At 39.1% G+C, this 18,375-nt stretch carries 21 protein-coding genes; 15 read left to right on the top strand and 6 right to left on the bottom strand.

Annotated elements, in window-relative coordinates; all coding sequences use genetic code 11:
* The first annotated feature begins 134 nt into the window (after positions 1-134).
* From KO513_RS09190 to KO513_RS09165, 6 genes are all read left to right on the top strand, one after another.
* Complete coding sequence (locus tag KO513_RS09190) at positions 135-440, top strand: hypothetical protein (RefSeq protein ID WP_215435913.1); 306 nt, start codon at positions 135-137, stop codon at positions 438-440.
* 358 nt (positions 441-798) lie between these two features.
* A complete protein-coding gene (locus KO513_RS09185; protein ID WP_215913138.1) occupies positions 799-1,104 on the top strand; it encodes a hypothetical protein in 306 nt (101 codons plus the stop codon).
* Positions 1,105-1,588: 484 nt separating this feature from the next.
* Positions 1,589-1,897 carry a hypothetical protein gene (locus tag KO513_RS09180; protein WP_215913137.1) on the top strand — a complete coding sequence of 103 codons (309 nt, stop codon included), beginning with the start codon at positions 1,589-1,591 and terminating at the stop codon, positions 1,895-1,897.
* Positions 1,898-1,968: 71 nt separating this feature from the next.
* Positions 1,969-2,274, top strand: a complete 306-nt coding sequence (locus tag KO513_RS09175; RefSeq protein ID WP_215913136.1) for a hypothetical protein — start codon at positions 1,969-1,971, stop codon at positions 2,272-2,274.
* A gap of 79 nt (positions 2,275-2,353) precedes the next feature.
* Positions 2,354-2,659, top strand: coding sequence for a hypothetical protein (locus KO513_RS09170; RefSeq protein WP_215913135.1), 306 nt, complete (start codon positions 2,354-2,356; stop codon positions 2,657-2,659).
* Between the two features lie 179 nt (positions 2,660-2,838).
* Complete coding sequence (locus tag KO513_RS09165) at positions 2,839-4,221, top strand: sigma-54-dependent transcriptional regulator (protein WP_215913134.1); 1,383 nt, start codon at positions 2,839-2,841, stop codon at positions 4,219-4,221.
* On the opposite strand, the gene KO513_RS09160 is transcribed toward KO513_RS09165, so the two are convergent.
* Positions 4,196-6,676 carry an ATP-binding protein gene (locus tag KO513_RS09160; protein ID WP_215913133.1) on the bottom strand — a complete coding sequence of 827 codons (2,481 nt, stop codon included), beginning with the start codon at positions 6,674-6,676 and terminating at the stop codon, positions 4,196-4,198. The two genes, KO513_RS09165 and KO513_RS09160, sit on opposite strands and share 26 nt — an antisense overlap.
* A 381-nt stretch (positions 6,677-7,057) precedes the next feature.
* Here KO513_RS09160 and KO513_RS09155 point away from each other — a divergent pair, with 381 nt between their 5' ends.
* The 3 genes from KO513_RS09155 (at position 7,058) to KO513_RS09145 (ending at position 11,099) form a co-directional block, all read left to right on the top strand.
* A complete protein-coding gene (locus KO513_RS09155; protein ID WP_215913132.1) occupies positions 7,058-9,286 on the top strand; it encodes a TonB-dependent receptor in 2,229 nt (742 codons plus the stop codon).
* Between the two features lie 121 nt (positions 9,287-9,407).
* Entirely contained in the window at positions 9,408-10,388 is a 981-nt protein-coding gene (locus tag KO513_RS09150; RefSeq protein WP_215913131.1) for a Gfo/Idh/MocA family protein, read from the top strand.
* Positions 10,389-10,439: 51 nt separating this feature from the next.
* Positions 10,440-11,099, top strand: a complete 660-nt coding sequence (locus tag KO513_RS09145) for a hydrolase (protein ID WP_215913130.1) — start codon at positions 10,440-10,442, stop codon at positions 11,097-11,099.
* 6 nt (positions 11,100-11,105) lie between these two features.
* Here the strand turns inward: KO513_RS09145 and KO513_RS09140 are convergent, their stop codons facing one another.
* Positions 11,106-11,516: a hypothetical protein gene (locus KO513_RS09140; RefSeq protein ID WP_215438718.1), complete on the bottom strand. Its 411-nt coding sequence runs from the start codon at positions 11,514-11,516 to the stop codon at positions 11,106-11,108.
* 172 nt (positions 11,517-11,688) lie between these two features.
* Between KO513_RS09140 and greA the strand changes: the two genes are divergently transcribed.
* On the top strand, positions 11,689-12,165 hold the full coding sequence (gene greA, locus KO513_RS09135) for a transcription elongation factor GreA (protein ID WP_215438717.1): 477 nt from the start codon (positions 11,689-11,691) through the stop codon (positions 12,163-12,165).
* A gap of 11 nt (positions 12,166-12,176) precedes the next feature.
* Positions 12,177-12,569, top strand: coding sequence for an HIT family protein (locus KO513_RS09130; protein WP_215913129.1), 393 nt, complete (start codon positions 12,177-12,179; stop codon positions 12,567-12,569).
* Between the two features lie 3 nt (positions 12,570-12,572).
* Here KO513_RS09130 and KO513_RS09125 read toward each other — a convergent pair whose 3' ends face one another.
* Positions 12,573-12,914, bottom strand: a complete 342-nt coding sequence (locus tag KO513_RS09125; RefSeq protein ID WP_215913128.1) for a hypothetical protein — start codon at positions 12,912-12,914, stop codon at positions 12,573-12,575.
* 49 nt (positions 12,915-12,963) lie between these two features.
* Positions 12,964-14,112, bottom strand: a complete 1,149-nt coding sequence (locus KO513_RS09120; RefSeq protein ID WP_215913127.1) for a sensor histidine kinase — start codon at positions 14,110-14,112, stop codon at positions 12,964-12,966.
* A 145-nt stretch (positions 14,113-14,257) separates the two neighbouring features.
* Here KO513_RS09120 and KO513_RS09115 point away from each other — a divergent pair, with 145 nt between their 5' ends.
* The 4 genes from KO513_RS09115 to aat all read left to right on the top strand — a co-directional run bounded on the left by KO513_RS09115 (position 14,258) and on the right by aat (position 17,147).
* Positions 14,258-15,142 (top strand): flavin reductase family protein, encoded by an 885-nt coding sequence (locus KO513_RS09115; protein ID WP_371735543.1) that lies wholly within the window; start codon positions 14,258-14,260, stop codon positions 15,140-15,142.
* 88 nt (positions 15,143-15,230) lie between these two features.
* Positions 15,231-15,896, top strand: a complete 666-nt coding sequence (locus KO513_RS09110) for a hypothetical protein (protein WP_215913126.1) — start codon at positions 15,231-15,233, stop codon at positions 15,894-15,896.
* Between the two features lie 100 nt (positions 15,897-15,996).
* Positions 15,997-16,374 (top strand): DUF3127 domain-containing protein, encoded by a 378-nt coding sequence (locus KO513_RS09105; protein ID WP_215438712.1) that lies wholly within the window; start codon positions 15,997-15,999, stop codon positions 16,372-16,374.
* A gap of 92 nt (positions 16,375-16,466) precedes the next feature.
* Positions 16,467-17,147, top strand: a complete 681-nt coding sequence (gene aat / locus KO513_RS09100; protein ID WP_371735541.1) for a leucyl/phenylalanyl-tRNA--protein transferase — start codon at positions 16,467-16,469, stop codon at positions 17,145-17,147.
* Here the strand turns inward: aat and KO513_RS09095 are convergent.
* Together KO513_RS09095 and KO513_RS09090 are read right to left on the bottom strand one after the other, a co-directional pair.
* Positions 17,118-17,804 carry a DUF2490 domain-containing protein gene (locus tag KO513_RS09095; RefSeq protein WP_215913125.1) on the bottom strand — a complete coding sequence of 229 codons (687 nt, stop codon included), beginning with the start codon at positions 17,802-17,804 and terminating at the stop codon, positions 17,118-17,120. The two genes, aat and KO513_RS09095, sit on opposite strands and share 30 nt — an antisense overlap.
* Complete coding sequence (locus tag KO513_RS09090; RefSeq protein WP_215913124.1) at positions 17,785-18,372, bottom strand: hypothetical protein; 588 nt, start codon at positions 18,370-18,372, stop codon at positions 17,785-17,787. Before KO513_RS09090 ends, KO513_RS09095 begins: the two co-directional genes overlap by 20 nt.
* Positions 18,373-18,375 lie beyond the last annotated feature (3 nt).

The following is an 18,375-nucleotide window of genomic DNA, read 5'->3' as shown; positions in this document are numbered from 1 at the left end:
TAAATGTATTTTTATTGTATAATATTGATATTTAGGTGTTTGTGGTCTGTTTAGGTGTAAAAAACACTCTTGGCATTATTTTCTCTCTATACTAAGCAGTATCAAAACAAATCAATAATTTAAACACACACAAAATGAAAAATTTAATGTTTGCTGCAGTATTGTCTTTAGGTACAATGACTGCTTTTGCTCAAGAAGAAGAAACAGTAGTAGAAGAAGTAGCAACTGAGGTTGTTGAGTCTCAAGATGCATATGCTGAAATAGCTGCGGAAGAAGTTCCTGCTGCTATCTCTGAAGCTCTAGAAGCTGCTCACCCAGGAGCAACTATCTCTAAAGCTTACATGAACGAAGAAGCTGAATATAAATTAGAAGTTGCTAAAGAAGATGGCGAAACAGCTGAATTATATGCTGACGCTGAAGGTAACTGGATTGAAAAATAAGCTAAGTAGTTAGCTATTAAGTAAAAATGTTAGTAGAAAAGCCCTGTCTCATATGAGACAGGGCTTTTCGTTTTTAGTGACTTTCAAGTTTTGTTACTTAAGTTTTCCAAGTGCTCAATTTTACTTGCTCCTCGTTCATTGTCTGTATGGATGGTAGAAGCTGTATTGCAATTGAACCATAGAAGGGCGGGTTCGTGTATAATTTACACATTACACACCTAAAAATACACACATTTACACACTCTAAATATGTCTGAAATATTATAAGTATCTAGAATACAGTTATTTGTGTTGTTCGGGGTGTTTTGGTATCATTATTTCTATATACATATCAGAATATTAAATAAAGCATACGATCATGAAAAAAATATTTATCACAGCAGTTTTCGCAATAGGAAGTCTTTCAGCTTTTGCTCAAGAAGAAGCAACAGCAGTTGAAGCAACAGCAACAGAGGCAGTAGCCGCTCAGGATGATTTTTCTGAAGTATCAGCAGATGAATTACCAGAAGCTGTGACAGCAGCAGTTGCTAAAAACTATCCTACTGCATCTATAGACAAAGCATACGCTAACGAAGCGAAACAATACAAGCTAGAAGTATCTCTAGAAGATGGTACTGCAGGTACTTTATATGCTGACGAAAATGGTAACTGGATTGAAATGTAAATAACTTGAGTTATTTGTTTTGTATCAAGTTGGTTTGGTCAGAAAGGGGTTGCATCTGCAGCCCCTTTCTATATTTAATAAGGTTTCGGTTTTAAACTATTTTGTCCGCTATATAGGGCTCCTCTTAATCCGAAGTATAGTATCCGGTGTAATCTACATCCGGATTTTTTTGGGTTATCACTTTTCTGTATTTGTCATTTTATAGCTCGTTATGGGAGCCAATAGTTTTGGTGTTGCTTTCTGTAATACCATTTTGCTTTAATGGTAGGCCAATTGTGCACTTAACAGGTTGGTGATTGAGTAATGTATACTGTGGAATTATTACCCAAATGAAACAGTATTTTACAATAATACACACTTTCAAAAAGGATAAAATATTGTAAACACCTGTTATTTAGTGTATTGTGGTTTTTTAAAATATTGGTATCATCTTTTCTATATACTAAGGGAAATCAATTATTAATAAACATAAGACCTTAATATCATGAAAAAATTATTTATCACATCTGTATTCGCTTTAGGAAGTTTAACTGCATTCGCTCAAGAAGAACAAGCTGCCGAGGCTGTTGAAACTGCAGCAACCGAAGCTGTTGCTCAAGAAGAGTTTTCTGAAGTGGCTTTAGAAGAAGTTCCAGAAGCTGTAACTGCAATGGTAGAGACTAACTACCCAGGAGCAACTATCAACAAAGCCCACAAAAACGAAGCTAACCAGTACAAATTGGAAGTTTCTTTGGAAGATGGTACTTCTGGTGCCCTAATCGTTGATGAAGAAGGTAACGCTATTGAGCAATAAGAATCACCTTAAAGAGTTCCCCCAAATAAATTAATTACCACTATATATATTCACATTAAAATAAGAACAAAATGAAAAAATTATTTATCACCACCGTATTCGCATTAGGAAGTTTAACTGCATTCGCTCAAGAAGAGCAAGCAACTGAAGCTCAAGATACAGCCACTGAAGCTGTAGCTCAAGAGGAGTTTTCTGAAGTAGCTTTGGAAGAAGTTCCAGAAGCGGTAACTGCAATGGTAGAGACTAACTACCCAGGAGCAACTATCAACAAAGCCCACAAAAACGAAGCTAACCAGTACAAGTTGGAGGTTTCTTTGGAAGACGGTACTTCTGGTGCCCTAATCGTTGATGAAGAAGGAAACCCTATTCAACAATAAGAAGGGATTAACTTCATTGTTCCCCCTATAACAATAACATATCACCATTAATTGTTAACATATATAAAATAAGAATATCATGAAAAAATTATTTATCACCACCGTATTTGCATTAGGAAGTTTAACTGCATTCGCTCAAGAAGAGCATGCAACTGAAGCTCAGGATACAGCCACTGAAGCTGTAGCTCAAGAGGAGTTTTCTGAAGTAGCTTTGGAAGAAGTTCCAGAAGCGGTAACTGCAATGGTAGAGACTAACTACCCAGGAGCAACTATCAACAAAGCACACAAAAACGAAGCTAACCAGTACAAGTTGGAAGTTTCTTTGGAAGATGGTACTTCTGGTGCCTTGATCGTTGATGAAGAAGGTAACGCTATTGAGCAATAAAAATAGCTAAATTGTCGGAAGAGATTCCGAACCAATTTTGAGAAAGGAACCGTGCGATAACGGTTCCTTTTTTGCGTTTTGGACCACTTCTATAAGTATCTTTTATGATAAATTTAGAGGAGAAACAGCTTTCTTGTGCTATTTTTACGTAGATAGATACAGAACACTAGATTGCTTTTATGCCAAACCTTTTAATCATTGAAGATGATGCCGCATTTTGTCAAATGCTCCAAAAGTTTTTGACCAGACACGGTTACGAAGTAGAGACCAGTTTTACTGCCCCAGATGCCAAAGATAAATTCGGTAAAACCAATTTTGATTTGATTCTGACCGATTTACGTTTGCCCGATTATGACGGTATTCAACTTCTAACGGATATCAAACAGGTAAGTCCGCAGACCCAAGTTATTGTTATGACGGGTTATGCCGAAGTAGGTACTGCCGTAAACGCCATGAAAAAGGGAGCGTTCGACTATATTTCAAAGCCTTTTACTCCAGACGAGATTGTGATGATTTTGGATAATGCCTTAAAGGTAGAATCCGCTACAGTGGTAAAAACGGCTCCAAAAACCAATGAAGGAAAAAATAGTGCCGAGCCTAAAGTTGAGAAACAGCCAAGTCAAAATAGTGGCAAGAGTACTATTGTTAAAGGCATTAGTGATGCCTCTAAAAAGCTGGACGATTACATAAAGCTAGTGGCACCTACAGATATGTCCGTATTGATTACTGGTGAAAGCGGTACCGGAAAAGAGGTAACCGCTAAGGCAATTCACGATAACAGTAAGAGAAAAGATTTTAATTTCATTGCTGTAGATTGTGGGGCTATACCCAAAGAATTGGCTACAAGTGAGTTTTTTGGACATATAAAAGGAAGTTTTACCGGCGCGGTAGAGGACAAAATCGGAAATTTTGAGGCGGCCAATAAGGGAACCTTGTTTTTGGATGAGGTAGGAAACCTATCTTATGAGAACCAGATACAGTTGCTTCGGGCCCTTCAGGAACGAAAGATAAAACGTGTAGGGAGTACCAAAGAAATAAATGTTGATTTACGAATTATTACGGCAACCAATGAAGATTTAACGGAAGCCGTGGAAAAAGGAACTTTTAGAGAAGACCTTTTTCACAGATTGAACGAATTTTCTATTCAAATACCTTCGCTACAAGAACGTTCCGACGATTTAGTGCTTTTTGCGGAAAACTTCTTGAACAAGGCCAATGCTAGTTTAGATAAAAATGTAGATGGTTTTTCCGGTGAAGTTTGGGAGGCCTTTCAAGAATACCATTGGCCGGGTAACCTAAGGGAGTTGCAGAACGTGGTAAAAAGAGCGGTACTGTTAACCACAGGTGATGAGGTGCAATTGGATGCCTTGCCCAAAGAAGTACTTCAGCCGCAAGAAAAGGAAACTCCCATAGAGAATTTTTCAAAATCGGAATTTGAAAAAGACCGAATCATCAAAGCTTTGAAGAAAACTAATTTCAACAAATCAAAAGCGGCCAAATTACTACAGGTGACCAGAAAGACGCTCTACAATAAAATTAACCATTATAATCTTGATTTGTAGCCAGGCGTTCTTCCAATTCCGTTACTAGTTTTCTAACATCGTGTTTTAGAACCGTAAATGAGCTAGAGAGCATATCCGGGTCAAGGTCTTGGGGCGTGCAGAGCTCCATTTTTTCCAAAAGTGTTACACAGTTTTCTACTTTTAATTGCCTGAACATGGGTAGCATGCGGTGTGCCAAATGGTTTACTTGTGGGTAATCATTTGCGGTTACCGTTTCTTCAAGAAGCTGCATATTGGTTTTGGTATCGCTCAAAAATGTTCCTAATACGTCTTGGATGGCATCTTCGTTTTTTCCTAAGAACGAATGGATAATATCAAGATTGTACAGCTTAGGACCTTGATCGGAGACTTCCGTTTTTTCTTCGCTCTCTTCTTGCTTTTGGGTAGTTATGCCCAGTAGTTTTAGCGTAGCTATGAGTTCGCCTTTGGAAAAGGGTTTTTGCAAGACTTGAGAAAAACCTACTCCTATATACGCTTCGGGCCCTAAATCCCTTCTGCCCGTCATCGCAACTATAGGTTGGTTCGTGTAGTGTTTATATACCCCGGATTGCAGCTTTTTTAAGACTTCAAAACCGGTTACCTGTGGCATTTGAATATCGGTCAATACTAAATCATACGCAAGATGCGAGTCTTTTTCTATGGATAGAAAATTGGTAAAGGTATGCGCTGTAATTCCCATACTTTCGGCCAGTTCCCTTAACATATGTAACAGGGCCGTATCGTCATCAATAATAAGCATGCGCAGTTTTGGTGCCAAATAGGGCATTTCTTGGGTGGGCTTCTCTACTGCATCCGTTATTTCCAGAGGAAGCAACAAGGTAAATGTGCTTCCCAGGCCCAGTTTACTTTCAAGGGTTAATTTTCCTTTAAGAAGTTCTGCCAATTTTTTGGATATGGTAAGTCCCAATCCGTGACCGCCAAATTTCTTGTCGGTATTACTATCCGCTTGCGTAAATTCCTTAAATATAAGATGTTGTTTTTCTTTGGCGATACCAATACCGGTATCACTTACCTGAATACGTACGGAAATGGCTTTATCCTTTCCTTTTTCCGCGGTAGCGGTAATTTTAATTTGTCCTTCTTCTGTAAACTTAAAGGCATTGCCCATGAGATTGGTGAGGATCTGTCTGATCCTAAAGGGGTCTCCCAATACGGTTTGCCGTAATTGAGGAGCTATTTCCAACACTAATTTTAAACCTTTGTTGGCGTGAATTGCCTGTAGGTTTTCTGCGGTTTCCTGAATAAGGTGCGCAGGTATAAAGGGTACTTTCTCAATCTTGAGCTTACCGGCCTCCAGTTTAGAAAAATCCAATAAATCGTTTACCAAATTCCCCACATACTCAGATGCCGATTTTACGTTTTTAATGTAGCCGCTCTGCTTGCGAGATAGTTCTGTGCTTTCAAGCAATTCGCTATAACCGCTAATGGTATTTAGGGGTGTTCGTAGGTCATGACTAACGGTAGAAATTAACTGTTCCCGACTTTTTAAAAGGGATTCCGAAAATTTCTTTTCTTTTTCCAATCGTACACGGTAGGTCTGTACTTTCCAATAATCCCTGGTAATGAGGAAAGAGAATATGCCAACAATGAGAAAACCTAGTAATGCGGCCATACCGGCAATACGCGTGGTTCTTTTTAAGGTTTCCCGTTTTACGATACTGGTATTGTAACTGCTCGTGATTATTTCTTTTTCAAATGCGGCAATGATATTTTGTAGCTGTCTAGACAATTCAAGGTCGTTGCGGTTAGCCTCAATTTCTTTTTGGGCCAAAGAGCGTTGTGATCGTGTATCCACAAATTTTGCTCTGCGCAACATGGCTTTTGAAACGTTCAAAATAGAGTCTACATAGGCGGCATTCTTTGTGTTGTCTCCGGAATTTGGTGCGTTTCTGTTAATCAAATCGGCATATTCGCGTAGTGACTGCTGTACTTTGGGGGAGAGTTGTTCAAAATTTGTAAATAGATTCTCGGCAGAGAATTTACCGAACGATTCTTCTATTTTTTCAAATTCCTTAAGTGCTTTGTCCAAAGAGTTGGCGGAGTTGCTTTTGATTTTTAAACTACGTAGTTCGTTATTGTTGTTCACCTTTTGGTTCAATAGAACCTGCAGGCTGTCCAAAAGTCCTTTTTGTTCTTCGCCCAGCATCAACTTCTTTAGCGTGTCAATCTCTACCTGTATGGAGTCAATTTTAAGGGCGTAGGCATCAAAATTTAATTTTTCATTGCTCTGCAGCGCCAGTTTAGACAGACTTTCCGCTTCGTAAAGATTGGTCATTAAAGAACTTGTACGTAATAATTTTTCATCGTTTACCTCGGCAGTTTCGGTAGAAATGTAGGTTTGTATTTCGGTGTACACAAAATACCCTACACCCGCTGCCAATAATGCCAAAATAAGGTAGCTGGCAATAATTTTCAAGGTAAACTTGTTCTTGGATTTTCTAGAGGTGTTCGCCATAGGGGATCATGTGTACTAAAGGTGTTTTAAAAATACGTATATAATGCGTTTAGGGTTTACAAATAACCGTTAATTGTTTGACCCAATTGGTTAGGAAGCGGTCCTGGTAGGTCTTTTGCTTGAATTAGTTATGAAATATGGAAGTCCGTACCTATCTTTGCGCCATCTCAAAGGGGTGCAAACTCTTGTTGTATCAGATAAAACCAACCGTGTTTTGTTTGTTTCAGGATGAGCTGAGATTATACCCAATGAACCTGGGCGGGTAATGCTGCCAAGGGATAGTGATTCTATCACTTCTTGGAATTATGTATGTCCACTACCGGACGGAAATCAATCTAAAATCAGAATAACGCCCCTTTTATTCGTAGCTAATTTATACGAATGAAATACATTGTAATACTAGCGGTCTTTATAGGAATAATAGGCCCAGCTTTTGCTCAAGAAAAAGAAATTGACTCTGTAACGGGCAAGGAAATAAACCTAGATGAAGTATTTGTTTCTGCCATAAGGGTCAACAAGGCCACTCCTGTTACTTTCTCCAATCTAAAAAAGGAAGCGTACGCCTCCCGTAACTTGGGTCAGGATATTCCTATTCTCATGAACTTTTTGCCGGGTGTGGTAACTACCTCAGATGCCGGTGCAGGTGTTGGGTACACAGGTATTCGGGTACGTGGTAGTGACAATACACGTGTAAACGTAACTATTAACGGTATACCCTACAATGATGCTGAATCTCACGGTACGTTTTGGGTAAACATGCCGGATTTTGCTTCGTCTACGGAGAGTTTGCAGTTGCAACGTGGTGTGGGTACCTCTACCAATGGTTCAGGTGCTTTTGGTGCTAGTCTTAATTTGTTGACTGATGCGGTTGCGGATGAAGCGTATGCTCAAATTTCATCTTCTATAGGCAGTTTTAAAACGTTGCGGAACAATATAAAATTCAGTACGGGATTGCTAAACGACCATGTTGAAATTTCAGGGCGACTTTCAAGAATAAGTTCGGATGGGTATGTGGATAGGGCTTCGTCAGCTTTGGATTCCTATTTTCTTCAAGCGGCTTACACAGATGAAAAAACGCAGTTAAAAGCATTGCTATTTGGAGGGCATGAGGTTACTTACCAATCTTGGTTTGGATTTGACCCTTCGCCAATTAATCGCATTGGGCAAGATGGTAACATTGATTCGAATCGTTCTTTCAATATTGGGGGTGTGAAACTTGATGACAATGGCGATTTAGAAGGGTTTTATGATAAGCAGGAAGATAATTACAGGCAAAATCATGCTCAATTTCTTTGGAACGAAAAGCTATCGGATTTATGGAGTTTTAACCTTGCTTTACATTTTACGAATGGACGTGGTTTTTTTGAAGAATATGTGGATGATTATTACTATACCAATGTTTTATATGAAGGGGATTCGCAATTAAATTTTATTGGTCGAGACAATTTCATTTTAAATGGCGAAGAAATCACTTCTACCGATTATATCCGCCGCCGTTGGTTGGATAACAAGTTTTATGGGACCGTTTTTTCTGCTAATTATACCAAAGACCGTTTGGATGTTATTTTAGGCGGAGGCTGGAATTCCTACCAAGGCGATCATTTTGGAGAAGTCATTTGGGCGCGTTATTCAAATGATAACCAGATTCGTGATCGCTATTATGAAGACGATTCCAATAAATCGGATTTCAATTTTTACAGCAAGGCCAATTACGGGCTAAACGATAAGTGGAGTCTTTTTGCAGATCTTCAATATAGAAGGGTGGGGTATACGGCTAATGGCGAGGAAACAGGTCTGGTAGATGATACGTTTCACTTTTTCAACCCTAAAGCCGGAGTGGTGTTTGATTTAAACCGAAACAACAATTTTTATTTCAGTTATGCGGTGGCCAATCGTGAGCCCAATAGAAACGATTATGAAAGCGGAAGCCCAAAACCTGAAAAATTGAACGATTTTGAGTTGGGTTGGCGCTATGTGTCCACATCATTTCAATTGAATGCCAATGCCTATTATATGAGGTACAAGGACCAACTGGTGCTAACAGGGCAGTTAAACGATGTGGGAGCGCCGTTGCGTGCCAATGTAGGAGATAGCTACCGTGCAGGTCTTGAGTTGGATGCCAATATATTTTTGGGTGAAAAATGGCAAATACAACCCAATATTGCCATCAGTTCAAATAAGAACTTGGATTTCTTTTTTGAACGAGACGGGGTGCTGCGCGACCTTGGGAATACCAATATTGCGTATTCTCCAAATGTGGTCATAGGCAATCGTTTTGCATATTCTCCGGTAAAAAATCTTCAGATTTCGGCACTGTCCAAATACGTAGGCGAGCAGTATATGGGTAATATAGATTCAGAAAATTCTATTTTGGAAGCCTATTCGCAAACAGATTTTAATGTACAGTATGTGCTTAATTTTAAGTCGGTAATAAAGCGTATCACTTTATCTGCACTGGTAAATAACATTTTTGATGAGGATATAGTCTCCAACGGATATTTCTATACGTATGATGATAATTCCTCAGGTTCGGTTCAGACTATTGAAGGAGCAGGATATTACCCTCAGGCGGGTACTAATTTCTTATTGGGAGCAACGGTTAGGTTTTAAGTGCGATAGTAATTTTTTTCCTAAACGGATTGCGTCAATAACTTGTTGAATTAGTTTCTCTAGGCTTTACAAGCTGTTCTTAAATCTGTTATTTTTACTACAGATTCAAAGTATGGACTATATGGAAGAAAGAACAAAAGTTCGCTGGGGTATTTTAGGTTGTGGAAATGTAACCGAGGTAAAAAGCGGACCTGCCTATCAAAAAACAGAAGGTTTTGAGGTAGTTGCCGTCATGCGCCGTGATGCGGAAAAAGCAGCAGATTATGCCCAAAGGCACGGTATATCCAAATATTATTCAGATGCAGAAGCATTGATAAATGATACCGAAGTGGATGCCGTCTATATTGCCACTCCTCCTGATAGCCATAAACTGTATGCATTAAAAGTTGCTGCTGCGGGAAAGCCTTGTTGTATAGAAAAGCCAATGGCTCCGAGCTATGCGGATAGTCTTGAGATTCAGCAGGCGTTCACACAGAAGAATTTACCGTTGTTCGTGGCGTATTATCGCCGGTCATTGCCTCGTTTTTTAAAGGTGAAAGAATGGTTGGATGCTAATGAAATAGGACAAGTGAGACATATTCGTTGGTTTTTGGGAAAGCCTCCCAATGCTATGGACTTAAGTGGTGCATACAATTGGCGTGCGGATTCCAAAGTAGCCCCGGCAGGTTATTTTGATGATTTGGCCAGTCATGGTCTAGACCTTTTTGCTTATCTGTTGGGAGATTTTAAAAACGTCTTGGGAACTGCCTTGAACCAACAGGGGCTGTACTCGGCCAAAGATGCAGTAACAGGTCATTGGATTCATGAAAACGGAATTACAGGTTCCGGTACTTGGAATTTTGGCACTCACCAAAGAGAGGATTTAGTGGAAATATACGGGAGTGAAGGTAAAATCAGTTTTTCTGTTTTTGAAGAGGCCGATGTGGTCCTTGCCAATGCAAAAGGAAAAACACAATTGTTCATAGCGCATCCGGAGCATGTGCAGCAATTTCACGTAGAAAACTTGGAGGAAGACCTGTCTGGTGGAAAACGGCATCCTTCAACCGGAGAAACAGCTTTGCATACCAGTTGGGTAATGGATAGTATTTTGGGTAAGCTGTAACGGGCTAGGTCCATCGCTTTTAAAATTTCACAAAGAATTTATTCCAACTATATGAAAAAAATACCTGCTTTTGGTAGTAAGCTGCGTAAGAACATTGTGTCGGTTCCCGAGATTATAGATGAGTGCTCGGGAATACGGGTTTTTGGGCAGTTGTTGAAGTCCTTTCTGTTTAGTACGGATGTGGCCATTATTAGAAATACAAACGCCAATGCCATTATTGCCGTATATCCTTTTACGCCACAACCCACCATTTCCAACGCGTTGATTTTGGCGGCGGACAAACCTATTTTTTGCGGAGTGGGCGGAGGAATTACAACCGGTAACCGTTCTGTAGAGTTGGCGGTGCATGCAGATTTTCAAGGTGCTTTGGGTGTGGTCTTGAATAAACCGGCACCTAATGATCTTATCAGACAGTTAAAGGATAGAATAGATATACCGGTAACCATTACCATAGTATCCGAGAAAGATGATATAAAAGGCAGAATAAAAGCGGGGATTGATATTTTTAATGTTTCCGGTGCAGGAAAAACGGCCGATATCATTAAGCGCATACGCGATATTGATGAAGAGGTGGCTATTATAGCTACCGGAGGAAAGACAGATGAGACCATTCAATTGGCCATAGAAGCAGGTGCCAACGCCATATCATATACACCTCCAAGCTCCGGGGAGTTATTTAAAGATATTATGGAGCGTTATAGGAACGAATAAGCAGGCTTAGTTTGAAATCAATACAATATTGCCACTTCTTGTAGCGCGATACTCTAGCATGTCATAACGCCGTTCGTCATCCTTTGGGGCATTGGTCAGCTGGCCGGTATACAGGTTGTATTCGTAATCTTCGCAACCACAGGTAGCAACTATACCGTTTAGTACAGTTTGCGAGCAGTCGTTAGGTACATGGTTGGGGCATGAGGCCTCAAAAGCCCTGTATTGATCAATACCGGATTGAATTACGTAGACTCCCTTTAACCCAACTCCCGCATTCTCAACAAAAACAATGCTGCCAATGTTCGTGAGCTTGCTATATAGGGGCAGGTTTAGGTTCATATCAAACCTAAAGCCTACTTCTTGCAGGTAGGGATTGCGAACTACACCATCATTACTGCATGAGAGTAAGAATATCATAATAAAAAAGCTTAAAAAATACTTCATGGCAGAATTATCAATTAAAATGCATGGAACAAAATTGAACAAAAATTATGTATATTTGCGTTAAATCCTCTCTAAAATAACCGTTAATGTAGCGGTGTATGTAGAGGATTTTCTTATTTTACAAGATGTTTTAAACGAGTATCATATGAGTAACGTATCTTACTATACAAAAGAAGGATTGCAAAAATTAAGAGACGAGCTTAACTATCTAAAAGATGTTGAGCGTCCTAAATCTTCTCAAGCGATTGCTGAGGCAAGGGATAAAGGAGATTTATCTGAGAATGCCGAGTACGATGCCGCAAAAGAAGCACAGGGTCTGTTGGAGCTTAAGATTTCAAAGATGGAAGAGACTTTGTCCAATGCACGCTTAATTGATGAATCACAACTAGATACCTCTAAGGTTTTGGTGCTATCAACGGTAAAGTTGAAAAACCAGACCAACGGTATGGAAATGAAATATACATTGGTTGCCGAAAGTGAAGCGGACCTTAAATCGGGTAAAATATCCGTTAATTCTCCTATTGGCAAAGGCTTGTTAGGGAAAAAAGTAGGTGAAACAGCCGAAATTACAGTGCCTAACGGTACATTAAAATTTGATATTTTAGAGATAACAAGGTCTTAAAACTATCTACAATGGCATCTATCTTTACAAAGATTATAAACGGCGAAATTCCTTGTTATAAAATAGCCGAGGACGATAATTATTTTGCTTTTTTGGATATCAACCCCAATGCCAAAGGGCATACGTTGTGTATTCCTAAAAAAGAAGTAGACAAGATCATGGATCTTGATGAGGATTCCTACATGGGCCTTATGGCGTTTTCGAGAAAAGTTGGTAAGGCCATAGAGGCTTCCATTGAGTGCAAGAGGGTGGGTATGACCGTTATTGGTCTAGAAGTACCTCATGTACATGTGCATCTTATTCCGCTTACGAATATGCAAAATGCAACGTTTCAACATAAGGTTTCGCTGTCAGAAGAGGAATTTAAGGATACGGCCGAAAAAATTAGGGCCGCACTTCAATAGGCATTATTGAATCAGGAAATAAACTCCCGCAGCTACTACAGCTATCAATAGGAGGGAAAGTATCCAAAACAAGGAAGTAAACGTTAATGTACTACGGTCCGGGATGACCATTTTTTCATAGTATTTAAAACTTCGTTCAATATCGTCCGTCCAACTTACCGGATAAATGTCCGTACCGCATTTATTGCAGACAATTTTAGAGGTAACCTCGTTGGTAATGGAATTGAAAAGTTTCCCCGCTTTGTGTTTTTGGTAAAATGAAAGCTTTAAATCTTGATTAAAACATTCCGGACAGTTGTTTGTCAGGTCCGCTTCTTTTATCATTACTAACTTTTCCTTTGCCATTTTACTGCGTATAAGAAATATGAAATTTCACTTTTTATAGATTAGCCTTCTAACTTAGTGTCTTTAGGGTAAGTTGCATAACTGTACCCTGTTTATTCGACGAAAGTACTTTTATTTTCCCCTTATGGTATTCTTCCACTATTCTTTTGACTAGGGAAAGTCCTAGTCCCCAACCTCTTTTTTTACTGGTAACCCCAGGGTTAAAAATAGCCTGGAAATCGCTTTTAGGAATCCCATGGCCGGTATCCGAAACCCTAATATGAACCTGTTTCCCTTCCTGAATAATATCAATATGAATGCTTCCTTTGCCTTTCATTGCATCAATACCGTTTTTAACCAGGTTCTCAATAGTCCAGTTAAACAATGAAACATTCAGCATAACCTGAAGGTGGTCTACATTGGAGCTAAAAGAAAATTCAATAAGTTTTGAGCTTCGCAATTTAAGATATTCATACGCATCTCTGGTTTCTTTAACAATATCATGTGGGTCTAACTTAGGTAATGAACCAATTTTGGAAAATCTTTCGGTAATGGTTTCCAACCTAAAAATATCCTTTGCTATTTCTTTTGTAATCTCCGGGTTAATGTTTTCCGTCTTTAGAAGCTCGTTCCAGCCTAACAAAGAAGAAAGGGGCGTACCGATCTGGTGTGCCGTTTCTTTGGCCATTCCCGCCCATAGTTTATTTTGTTCGGAAGCCTTGTTAGTTTTGAAAAAGAAGAAAATTACCGCCGCAAAAAGAAATATGATGAGCAAAAGGGCAATGGGGTAGTACCTTAACTTATTCAGTACCTCGGAGTTGCCATAGTATAAAGTGGCCAAATGTTCGCCCTGTTGATCAATGGAAATGGGAATATTCTCATTCTGAAATTTTAGTATTTGATTCTGTACATAAACGGAATCTACAACCTTGTCCTTGGCCATATTATTGGTCTTGACAGACCCGTCTTTGTTTACCAGAATCATTGGGGTAGAGGTATTGTTCTGGAACACTTTAAGATGAAGGTTTCCTAAATCAGCATCTTCCGAAGATTGTTGGAATTCTGATTGCGCCGTGGCCCAAATTTCCATTTTAAGACGTTCTTCCTCTTTGAATTTTTTAAAGAAACTATTCGTATTCCAAAGTATAAGACTCACAATAGCAAAGGATGCAATGAGTAAAATAAGATTGGAAGATTTGTTCTTAGGATTAAAATTCATCCGAATAAATAGCTTTTAGAATCCGTGCGTACTTCAATTTTGGTATAGACGGAATTCATCAAAGATAACGTAAATAAGAAGAAAATGGTGTATAGGCTATCTGGGGTCTTGCATTTAATGCAGGCAATTTTCTTACCTTTATGCCATGGCAAAAGAGATGATTTCAGTACTTCCGGAGGCGGTTTCTACCGCACAGTTACATGGTTACCTTTTAGGAGCTGTAGGGCCTAGGCCAATAGCGTTTGCGAGTACCGTAGATGAAAAAGGGCATCCTAATCTTTCTCCTTTCAGTTTTTTTAATGTTTTTAGTGCCAATCCGCCTGTGTTGATTTTTTCACCGGCACGAAGAGTGCGGGACAATACCACCAAGCATACATTGCAAAATGTATTATTAACTATGGAGGTAGTGGTCAACATTGTTAATTATGATATGGTACAACAAATGTCCTTGTCCAGTACGGAATACGGAAAGGATGTAAATGAATTTGAAAAGGCCGGACTCACCATGGTGCCATCGGATATTGTAAAACCTTTTCGTGTGGCTGAATCACCGGTGCAGTTTGAGTGTAAGGTAACGAAGGTTGAAGCCTTGGGGCGTGAGGGAGGAGCAGGAAATTTAATTTTTGCCGAGGTAGTTAAAGTGCATATAGACCCGGATGTTTTGGATGAAAACGGTGCCATTGATCAACGAAAAATAGATCAGGTAGCCCGAATGGGCGGTAATTGGTACAGTAGGGCCAATTTGGGACTTTTTGAAGTACCTAAACCTCTTTCTACTTTAGGTATTGGTGTAGACAATATACCGGAACACATAAGGACAAGTAGTGTGCTCACCGGAAACGATTTGGGCATGTTGGGTAATGTAGAGGAAGTTCCCGATCAGAATGCAGTACAAGAGTTTGTGTCCGCACATGTAGAAATACGTTCGCTTATCAGTGGTGGGGAAAGAAAACCATTGGAATTAAAAGCTCAGGAGTTTTTGCGAAAAAACGATGTGCTTTCTGCTTGGAAGACATTATTGGCAGAGTAAAACTACTGGAAAACCGGTATGTTAGTAGGGTTTTATCAGATGAAACTGTTTCAGGGCAAAATAATAGCCACGTATAAATTTGCCCATTATGAAACCTTCTTTCCTTATCCTATTGCTTTGCTGTGCCATCACTTCAAAAATATTCTCCCAAGAAAATAGAGGCTCCCATCATATAGGGTCGGATTCATACATAACTGCTAACCCTTTCTCATTGTTGGATACATACGCCCCTAGATTGCGTTTGGGGTATATTCAACATATAAAAGGGCATTGGAAAATGGGTCTGGACGTGGGCTATGGTGGTAAAGGAATGGCTATTTTAAATGAAAATTTAGGCGAAAGTTATCGCTTGTGGGAAGTAAGACCTGAATTTTATTATATACTTAATCCTAAACTAAGAACTTTAAAATATCTAGCGGCGGAGTTGTTTTATGTAGATCAGTCCAATACTTTTTTAAATGGTGATTACCAGTCGGGAGGCTCAGGAAACTACACCTATGACCAAGCGGATTTTACACGACAAAAGTATGGTTTCCATCTAAAATTTGGTTTACTGTTAAATCTGGGAAAAAAAGCGGGCATCAATTTCTACGGGGGTATTGGCCTGCGCTGGCGTACAAGTGCATATGCCAATATTATTAATCAGCAGAGTGCGGATATCTTTAGGGAGTGGTATACTTCTCTTTATGAAGATATAGGTAAAAGGTTTGGACCAAACCCATCTTTGGGTATAAAGTTCTTTTATAAACTATAGCTCATAACCTTTAATAACTTCTGTTTGTTTTTTTAGGTGAATTATGCGATTAAAACTACTTTTATTGCTATAAAAATTAGTTCACATATAATTCATAATCATGGAAGTTCAAGGAAAAGTAAAGATGGTAGGAGAAACCCAAACGTTTGGTAACAATGGGTTTAGAAAGCGCGAAATAGTAGTAACAACAGAGGAGCAATATCCACAACATATAATGGTAGAGTTCGTACAGGACAAAACGGACTTATTAAACAACTTTAGTGTTGGTCAAGATGTAAAAATCAGCATCAACTTAAGAGGTAGGGAGTGGACCAACCCACAAGGTGAGGTTAAATATTTTAACTCTATACAAGGGTGGAGAATTGAAGGCGTTCAGACTCAGCAAAGTGCACCGGGAATGCCTCCTGTTCCACCAGCGGAAGCTTTTCAGCCTGCCGATAACCTTAACGAAGAAGATCACGACGATTTGCCTTTTTAGGAGTCAAACGTTTTAATCGTAATGTTAAAAAGCCCCAAGGATATAAAGTCTAATGGGGCTTTTGTATTTTTGTATATCTCATAACCCCAAAAGTGCAGGACCAAGAATCCAGAAATTCTATAGTTTTTTTGTCTGAAGAATTGGCGTTTCCCGCTGTGGAACATGCTAATTATGACGGTCTTTTGGCAGCTGGCGGAGACCTATCTGTAGAACGTTTGTTACTGGCCTATAAAAGTGGAATTTTTCCTTGGTTCAATGATGATTCATTGATTCTATGGTGGAGCCCGGACCCACGAATGGTTTTATTTCCCCATAAAATAAAAGTCTCCAAAAGCATGCGCAAAATACTGCGGGACGGCCGTTTTACACTAACAAAAAATACTTGTTTTAAGCAGGTAATAGAGGCGTGTTCCAGTATAAAAAGACACGATCAAGACGGTACTTGGATTACCAAAAGTATGAAGAATGCATATTTAAAAATGCATGAAAATGGGTTTGCCACTTCGTACGAAGTATGGGAAAATGATGACTTCGTAGGCGGACTTTACGGTATAGACTTGGGTACGGTTTTTTGTGGGGAAAGTATGTTCAGTAAGGTTAGCAATGCTTCAAAATTTGCCTTTATTAATCTGGCCCAAGAGTTAGAAGGTGAAAATTATAAACTTATAGATTGCCAAATACATACCGATCACTTAGAAAGCCTTGGAGCAGAAGAAATTCCGCGAAAAGAATTCATTAAAATCTTAGAGGCTGAAAATAAGAGAGGTCAATAAAAAGAAAATATGTTGTGTTTCATGGGTGTAATGCTCCGCACGATATTCTCCACCCACTTCTAATTTGGTTTCCCGGTTTAATAGCCAGCCCATATGAGAGGTAATCCTTTGGTCATAAACAGGTTTGTTGCCTTTGGCTACGCTCAACAAGGATTCTGTAGATGCTGAAACATAGGGCTCGCCAATATCCAATTCTTCTCCTTTTAACGGAGCATCAATAGATAAGCGATATCTAAAACGATGAACTGTTTGTGATGGGCTTATGCGTTGTTCGGCACGTAAACGGCTCCCTACGGTTATATTTTCATAAACATGTGAAAACTTATACTGTTCGGTTATTCTCAGCTCGTTTTCTCCCGGAGCATCAAAAGAATCCCTAAATCTATATTGTACGCCTAGGGCTATACTCTGCTCAAACCCAATTTTTATAGTTGAAAAATGAGAAAGGTCCAGTTGTCTTACTTGATATTTAAAATCGTCTTTGAAAATATAGGCCCGTTGGGCAATCTTAAAGTTGTGTGAGTAATTTGGGCTTACCTTATAGTTGAGCGAAATATCGGGCTCAAAATAGCCCGTAGTGTTTTCTTGACAGTAACCTAAGCTGCTTAAAAGTAGACCAAAAGCAATAAAAAGCGTTCTAGTAGAGTACGTGGTCATAGTTTGGTGGTAACGCTTTTTTAATCAGTTCAAACTTGCCTTCGGCATTAAAAAGTATTTCAAATTCTTCAAAGCTTTTTTCGCGCTTTCCATCAATGATCAATTCGTATTTTATGGAAGGTAACATTAGATTTTGAAAGGCGTTTTTTAAGGTCTGGTCAATATCATTTTCATCGGCAATATACTGCTGTTGAATTTTTTGTATTCGATATTTTTTAAAGTTGTTCTCCAAGTACGAAGTTATCTTTGCATAAGCCTCGTTAGGGATGTCTACTGAGGTTATAGTAATTTCAATATCTTCTAATTTGCCCTGTGCATCAAATTCAATGCTGTATTTTAAACGGTCTTTTTTAAATTTGGTCTCATAGCTTATTTTATCACCATCTATCTCTTTGTAAAAACGAATGCGCTTGGCATTTATCAGCTTTTGATGTATGAATAGGCGTGCATTTTCGGGAAACTGCGATTTTCTAATACGATGTTCGCGCTCATCTTTTATTTGTGCAAAGGCCATACTAGTAAAAAGAGTAAAAAACAGGACTAGAAAAGAGACGGACTTAAAATTCATAAC

Origin of the sequence: Zobellia sp. B3R18 (genome assembly GCF_018860715.1) — a bacterium.
GTDB lineage: Bacteria > Bacteroidota > Bacteroidia > Flavobacteriales > Flavobacteriaceae > Zobellia > Zobellia russellii.
The sequence above is the reverse complement of the archived record's forward strand: the minus strand, read 5'-3'. Positions and strand labels throughout refer to the sequence as shown.